At 59.5% G+C, this 6823-nt stretch carries 6 protein-coding genes; all 6 read right to left on the bottom strand.

All coding sequences use genetic code 11. The features are described 5' to 3' along the window. Window positions 1-1714, bottom strand: a 1714-nt coding sequence (locus tag B3075_RS10015) for a vWA domain-containing protein (protein WP_290492088.1), incomplete at its 3' end; no start/stop codon positions are given. A 17-nt stretch (window positions 1715-1731) separates the two neighbouring features. After that, window positions 1732-2718, bottom strand: a complete 987-nt coding sequence (locus B3075_RS10010) for a VWA domain-containing protein (RefSeq protein WP_290487816.1) — start codon at window positions 2716-2718, stop codon at window positions 1732-1734. A gap of 6 nt (window positions 2719-2724) precedes the next feature. Then, entirely contained in the window at window positions 2725-3339 is a 615-nt protein-coding gene (locus tag B3075_RS10005) for a DUF4381 family protein (protein ID WP_290487818.1), read from the bottom strand. A gap of 18 nt (window positions 3340-3357) precedes the next feature. Beyond that, the gene (locus B3075_RS10000; RefSeq protein WP_290487820.1) at window positions 3358-4248 is read right to left on the bottom strand and encodes a DUF58 domain-containing protein; all 891 of its coding nucleotides are present in this window, start codon (window positions 4246-4248) and stop codon (window positions 3358-3360) included. Between the two features lie 98 nt (window positions 4249-4346). After that, on the bottom strand, window positions 4347-5330 hold the full coding sequence (locus tag B3075_RS09995; RefSeq protein WP_094136259.1) for an AAA family ATPase: 984 nt from the start codon (window positions 5328-5330) through the stop codon (window positions 4347-4349). Window positions 5331-5384: 54 nt separating this feature from the next. Next, window positions 5385-6797 carry an Asp-tRNA(Asn)/Glu-tRNA(Gln) amidotransferase subunit GatA gene (gatA, locus tag B3075_RS09990; protein WP_290487821.1) on the bottom strand — a complete coding sequence of 471 codons (1413 nt, stop codon included), beginning with the start codon at window positions 6795-6797 and terminating at the stop codon, window positions 5385-5387. Window positions 6798-6823 lie beyond the last annotated feature (26 nt).

Raw genomic sequence — 6823 nt, 5'->3', positions numbered from 1 at the left:
TGTCTTGGTCCTTGTTCTGGTCCTTGTTCTGGGCCTTGTTCTGGGCCTTGTTCTGGTCCTTGTTCTGGTCCTGTTGTTTTTTCTTTTCTTCTTCCAATTTCTTCTTTAACTCTTCCAGCTGCCGGCGGTATTCGTCCAGGGATTGATCATAACGGAGCATTTCCTCTTTGTTGGATGCTGCTCCTTCATGGGAACCATAGGCGGAGAGCGCGTCGTCAAAGCGCTTGACGGCTTCCTTAACATGTTTTTTCGCAACGGGTATTTTTGCCAGCCGGGCATCAATTTCCTTAATCTGGTCGTCAATGGAAGAGGGCCGGGCCTGCTGCTGTTCCCCTTCCGGCCTGGAGAAGGTCATGGTTTTGCGGGCCTGGGCGGCTTCCAGGTTGCCAAGGTTGAAGTGGGAATCCGCCTGGAGCGCGGGTTTGGGAGAAAGAAGCGCCTGGGAGAAAGCCTCCGCGGCTTCCTTGGGGTTATCAGCTTTTTGTGACAGGCATCCTTTGGCGAATTCCAGGGCCTGGCGTGTTTCTTCCGCCAGGTCGGGAACAGCGAGCATTTCATCAATGGACTTGACGGCTTCTTCCGTTTTTCCCGTGCGGATCAAATCCGTAACATTGTCCAGGGCGTGCATGTCCGCCCGCGCTTCCGGGCCCAGCAGTCCGGCGCAGAACAACGCCGCAACAGTCAGAGCCGTCATACCGCGGCGCACGGAACGGCGGAAGGAGCGCCAGCGTGTTCCCGCCAGAAGGGTGAGGATCAGGCAGATGAGGGCCGGAACGGCAAAGATGATGTAGCGGTCATTCGGCACGCGGCGCACTTCTTCCCTGCCTTCCGTGGCGTCCAGCCGGTCCGCGATGTCCTTGACGAAGCGGTTCAGCGCCGCTCCGTCGGAGAGTTGGACATACTGGCCTTCCGTTTGCCTGGCCAGGTATTGCAGGCTTTCCGGATTGAGCTTGGAGACGACGTGCTGGCCGCGACGGTCCCGGTACAGGCCGGAGGGGGATTGTTCATCCGGGATAGTGGTGCCGATGGTTGTGCCGATGCCCGCCGTCACGATGATAAGCTGGTGCTGCCGTGCGGCTTCCGCCGTCTTATAGGTGATGTTGACGGTGTCTTCCCCGTCGCTGAGGATGACGAGGGCGTTTTTGGCGTCCGCTTCCTTGTCCCGCTTGAAAGTTTGAAGGGCCAGGCGCACGACGTTTTCCAGGTTGGTTCCCCCTTGGGAAACCCAGCCGAATTGAAGTTGCTCAATGGTTTCTTTTAATGCGTTATGGTCATGGGTAAGGGGCATGAGCAGGACGGCGTCCCCGGAGAAGATGATGATGCCGAAGTTGTCCCCCGGCAGGGCGTCCAGCAGGTCGTACGCGGCGGTTTTCGCCCTTCCCAGGCGGGTCGGGGAGGCATCCTTGCTGAGCATGGAGCGGGAGCAGTCAATAGCAATGAGGATGTTGCGCGATTTGGGAATTTCCTTTACCTCCGTGTAGCCGTCCACCGGACGCGCCATGGAGAGGATGGCGAAGATGGATGCCAGCACGGCAAAGATGACGGGGAGCACCCGGTGCCAGGTGGCCGGAGCGTGAACCAGTTCCCGCCGGTATTCCGGAGAGACGAGCACTTCCCATTTTCTGGAACGGCGGCGCCACAGCCACCAGGCCGCCGCCGCGAGCAGGGCAGGGAGAATGAGCGCGTACAGAACGTTGGGATAAAGGAAAGTCATGACGGATGAAGATCGTGTTACGGGGCGGGCGCCGGTTTAAGTACTTGCAGGGAGAGGCCCAGAAGCGTCAGCGCGGCTCCCGTTACAAGGAAGTACATGAAGTATTCTTCAATGTGGCGGACGGTTTGCACTTTGGCCTCGCTTTTCTCCAGCTTGCCGATGGAGGTGAACGCTTTATTGAAGGATGCCATATTGGTGGCCCGGAAGTGTTCTCCGCCCGTGAGCTGGGCTATTTTCCGCAGGGTGGGTTCGTCAAATTCACTTTGCACCACCATGCCGTTCGCCAGGGTCCCTTCTTCCGTGCCCACAGCGATAGTATAAATTTTAATGCCCAGCTTGGCCGCGTTTTCCGCCGCTACCAGCGGGGATATCTGGCCGGAGTTGGAGGCGCCGTCCGTCACCAGGATGATGATTTTTGATTTGGTGTCCTTGCGGTCGTCCAGCCGGGTGGCCGCCGCCGCAATGGCGGAGCCGATGGCCGTGCCGTCCGCCTGGATCATGCGCGGATGGAAATCCCTGATGATGCTGTTGACCAGGGCGTGGTCCAGCGTGAGCGGACAGAAGGATTTGGTTTTCCCGGCGAATCCCACGATGCCGATGCGGTCGTCCGGACGGCTGTCAACGAATTGGGTGATGACATGTTTGGCGGCTACCAGCCGGTTGATGGGCATGCGGTTGAGAACCATGTCCGGCGTTTCCATGGAGTAGGAAAGGTCAAAGGCGATCATGATGTCGATGCCGTTGACTGTCCGGAAGGTTTTGTCTTCCACGTGCTGGGGGCGCGCCAGGGCGATGGCGATGGCGGCAGCCGCCAGAACGAAGCAAAGGGCGCCTATTTTCCCAGCCAGGGATTGCGGCGCGCGCGCCAGGGAAGCGATGAAACGCACGGTAGGATAGGTGATGGAGCCTTCCGCCCCGCGCCTGCGGCGGAGGATGATGAGGCACAAGATGAAGGGTAGGGCATAGAGCCATTCAGGTTGTGCAAATTGGAAGTGTTCCGTCATGGTATGCTAGCGTTGGTTGAAGCGGGGTGAAGATTTTTTGACGACAAGGTCCGTTTCTTCCTTCGTCCGGTGGGCGTCCGCCTCTATGTCATTGATGAGTTGGACCGTGGCATCCGCCAATTCGTTGACCATGGAATCATTTTCCGGGGTGTCCGGTTCATATTTGAGAGAAGCCATGCGGTCCAGCAAATCTCGCGTGGGGGCCTGTAGTTCGGAAGCCAGCGCGGTGAGCGCATCCGCCCGGCGGTTGAATTCCTGCTGGGTTTCATATAGCGCCGGGTCTTTGGTTTCTCCCACCAGGTATTTGCGGAGGATCAGGGAAAATTCCACGGCGGCCTGCCTGAGGGAGGGATGCGTGTTCCGGAGCGCCGAGATGTCCCGGATAGCGGTTTCCGCCGGGCTGAGCGGCGCGGCGGGGAGGCGTCCTTTCCTGCGAATGAGCACGATGACGGCGATGGCGACGGCCAGCAGGATGAAGGCCAATATGATCCAGATGCCCCACGCATCCCAAAAGCCCGCTTGAAAATAGGCGTCCGGGGATTGTGTTTCCATCAGGGAGGGAAACGCCGGCGGTTCCGGAATGGCCGAAGGGGGGGGCTGGATGGTGACAGGTGTCGGCATGGCTGGCGGAGAGAAGGATTAGCGTGAAAATTTACGGGATCTTCTGGCAAAAAGGGCCCGGAGAGGAGGCATGAAGTTTTCCGTGGTCTGAAAGTCCAGGAAGTCGATGCCCAGGCGGCGGAAATCCTGCGTCCATTTTTCACGGTGCAGATGCACGGCGTTGGCGTGGGCTTCCCGGACATCCTGGCGGGAAAGGTTCAGGAACATGCTTTTTCCGGTTTCCGGGTCTTTCAGGATGACGCGCCCGGCGTCAGGCAAATGCAGTTCCATCGGGTCTGCGATGCGGATGGGGATGAAGTCGTGCTTGAAGTTGAGTTGCCCCAGGGCGACTTTGTTGGTCTCGCCCCAGAAGTCACTGATCATGATGACCATGGCCGCTTTTTTCTGGGAAAGGACAAGCTGCCGGGCTACATCGGAAATGTTCTGGTCGGCCCCATCGTTTTTGCTCGCTACGATTTCGCGGACGATGCGCAGGGTTTGCTTCACTCCCTTGGCCGGGGGGATGTAATGGGAGCGGCTGTTCCCGTAGATAAGGAGACCGCATTTATCCCCGCTTTGGGCAGCGCTGAAAGCGAGCACTGCCGCTACTTCCGCCGCATAGTCCAGCTTGGAGACGCGGGCCGCGGAAGAGGCGTAATGCATGGAGCCGCTGACGTCCACCGCCAGAATGACGGCCTGTTCCCGTTCCTCCCGGAAACGGCGGACAAATGGGGAGTTCATCCTGGCCGTCACTTTCCAGTCAATGAAGCGGGGGTCGTCCCCCGGCATGTATTCCCGGAAGTCGTCAAAGTCCAGCCCCTGCCCGCGGAAGCCGGACTGGTATTGCCCGGCGAAGTTTTCCGTGGCCAGATGCCTGGCGCGCAATTCAATGCGGCGTACGCGCTTGAGAATGTCTGAGGCTTTATCCATGAAATGATTCTCCCTGTTTGGGTTCAATCAGGTTTCGGCAAGGCGCCCCTCGGGGTTTGAAGGATCAAGGCGGATGCGGAAGCGTGCGCCTCCTGCCGTCACGGCACGGGAACTTTCGTCAGGATGTGGTCGATGACGTCGTCCGTGGAAATATTTTCCGCTTCTGCCTCATAGGAAAGCAGGATGCGGTGGCGCAGGATATCATGGGCCAGGTCTTTGATGTCCTGTGGAGTGACGAAGGAACGATGGTGCATGAAGGCATTGGCGCGGGAGGCCAGAGCCAGGTTGATGGTAGCGCGGGGTGACGCCCCTGCGCGGATAAGGCCGCGCAGCTTCACGTCCACCGTTTCCGGGAAACGGGTGGCGCGCACCAGGTCCACGATGTAGCCGCGTACGGCGTCGTCAATATAAATCTGGTTTACCAGGTCGCGGGAGGCCGCCACCTGCTCCGGCGTGGTGACCGGGGAGGTTTCCGGCGGTTTGGCGGAGCTGGCCATGAGGTCCAGAACCTGAAGTTCTTCTTCGCGCGTTGGGTAGGTGACCAGCACCTTGAAGAGGAAACGGTCAAGCTGGGCTTCCGGGAGCTGGTAGGTGCCTTCCTGGTCAATCGGGTTTTGTGTAGCGAGCACCAGGAAGGGATCCGGGAGGCGGTAGGTGGTTTCGCCCAGGGTCACCTGGCGTTCCTGCATGGCTTCCAGCAGGGCGGATTGCACTTTGGCCGGGGCGCGGTTGATTTCATCCGCCAGAATGAGATTGGCGAAGACCGGGCCTTTTTTGGCTGTGAACTGCCTTTCTTCCGGATTATAGATCATGGTGCCCAGCAGATCTGCCGGAAGAAGGTCCGGAGTGAACTGGATGCGGGCAAACTGTGCATGCAGCGTGCCCGCCATGGCTTTGACGGAAAGCGTCTTGGCAAGGCCGGGAACGCCTTCCAGCAGAACGTGCCCCTTGCAGAGAAGACTGAGTATTAATCTGTCCACAAGCGCCTGCTGGCCGATGACCACTTTACCAACCTCCGTTCTGAGAGCAGAAATCCACGATGAGTTCGCGGCGATAATTTCGTTGAATTCTCGGGTATCCATGATTCTTGATAGCGGTGAGACAGTATGCCGGGCATTTACGTTGAAAAAATCCTATTATTTCCCAAGGGCAAATCCGGTTTTCAACAGGAGGTCTTCCCGGAAATGGGGCGCCATTATCTGAAAGCCCACGGGAAGTTCCATGCCGTTTTCCTTAACGGTTCCGCAGGGAATGGACATGGCGGGGAGGCCAGCCAGGTTGGCGGGGATTGTGTAGATGTCCGCCAGATAGGTCTGGAGGTGGTCCATCGCGGAATCTCCGATTTTGGGAGCGGGCGCGGGAGAGGTGGGGCCTACGATGATGTCCGCCTTGGAAAAAGCTTCCGCAAAGTCTCTGGCGACCAGGGAGCGGACTTTTTGAGCGCGGGAGTAGTAGGCGTCATAGTAACCGGAGCTGAGCACGTAGGTGCCCAGGATGATGCGGCGTTTGACTTCCGGCCCGAATCCTTCTTCACGGGTGCGTGAGAAGAGTTCCACCAGTCCGGCGGCGTCTTCCGCTCTCTTGCCGTAGCGCACGCCGTCAAACCGGGAGAGGTTGGAAGACGCTTCCGCGCAGGCGATGATATAGTAGGCGGCGACGACGGCGTCCGCGTGGGGCAGATTGATTTCCACCAGCTCCGCACCCAGGTTTTCCAGCTGTTTCACGGTGTTTTGCACAGCCTCGGAAATGCCCGGATGGTTGCCGGAGGTAAAGTATTCCGAAGGGATGCCCACTTTCAGCCCTTTGACGTCGCGGCCCAGCGCGGCTTCAAAGTCCGGCACGGGGCAGTTTGCGGATGTGGAGTCTTTCCGGTCGTGTCCGGAGATGGCCTGGAGCAGGATGGCTGCGTCTTCGACTGTTTGGGTCATGGGGCCGATCTGGTCCAGGGAAGAGGCGAACGCCACCAGCCCGTAACGGGAAACGCGCCCGTAGGTGGGCTTGAGGCCCACAATGCCGCAGTGCCCGGCCGGCTGCCGGATGGAGCCGCCCGTGTCGGAACCGAGTGCGGCAATGGCGGTAGCGGATGCGACGGCGGCAGCGGAGCCGCTGGAGGAACCGCCCGGGATGCGGTCCGGGGCGTTCGGGTTGCGCGTGATGCCGTAAGCGGAGTTTTCTCCGCTGGCCCCCATGGCGAATTCATCCATGTTCGTGCGGCCCAGCGGGATGCCGCCCGCTGCTTTCAGCAGGCGGATGGAAGTGGCGTCATAGGGAGAGACATAAGGGGAAAGAAGGCGGGAGGCGCAGCGCGTCGGCTGGCCCAGGACATTGATGTTGTCCTTCACGGCGATGGGGATGCCGGCCAGGGGGCTGGAAATATCCGCCCCAGCCGCGGCCCGGAGGGCTGCTTCGCGGTCAAAGGAGATATAGGCGTTGGTTGTCCGGTCCGCCTCGATGGCGTCCGCCGTCAGGTTGACCAGTTCGGCAGGGGAAAGTTCCTTGCGGCGCAGACGGTCGCGCCACTGGGTCAGGGTGCCTTGAATTCTTGACATGGGAGGGAAAAGGTAAAGACGGTTGA

Source organism: Akkermansia sp. UBA7090 (assembly GCF_002493465.1).
In the GTDB taxonomy this organism is placed as follows: Bacteria; Verrucomicrobiota; Verrucomicrobiia; order Verrucomicrobiales; family Akkermansiaceae; genus Akkermansia; species Akkermansia muciniphila_A.
Note: the sequence above shows the minus strand (reverse complement) of the source record. Positions and strands in the feature narration are given on the sequence as shown.

Coding starts and splice junctions, on each gene's coding strand:
- B3075_RS10010 (WP_290487816.1), bottom strand. CDS start 2,718: ATGACGGAACACTTCCAATTTGCACAACCTGAATGGCTCTATGCCCTA.
- B3075_RS10005 (WP_290487818.1), bottom strand. CDS start 3,339: ATGCCGACACCTGTCACCATCCAGCCCCCCCCTTCGGCCATTCCGGAA.
- B3075_RS10000 (WP_290487820.1), bottom strand. CDS start 4,248: ATGGATAAAGCCTCAGACATTCTCAAGCGCGTACGCCGCATTGAATTG.
- B3075_RS09995 (WP_094136259.1), bottom strand. CDS start 5,330: ATGGATACCCGAGAATTCAACGAAATTATCGCCGCGAACTCATCGTGG.
- gatA (WP_290487821.1), bottom strand. CDS start 6,797: ATGTCAAGAATTCAAGGCACCCTGACCCAGTGGCGCGACCGTCTGCGC.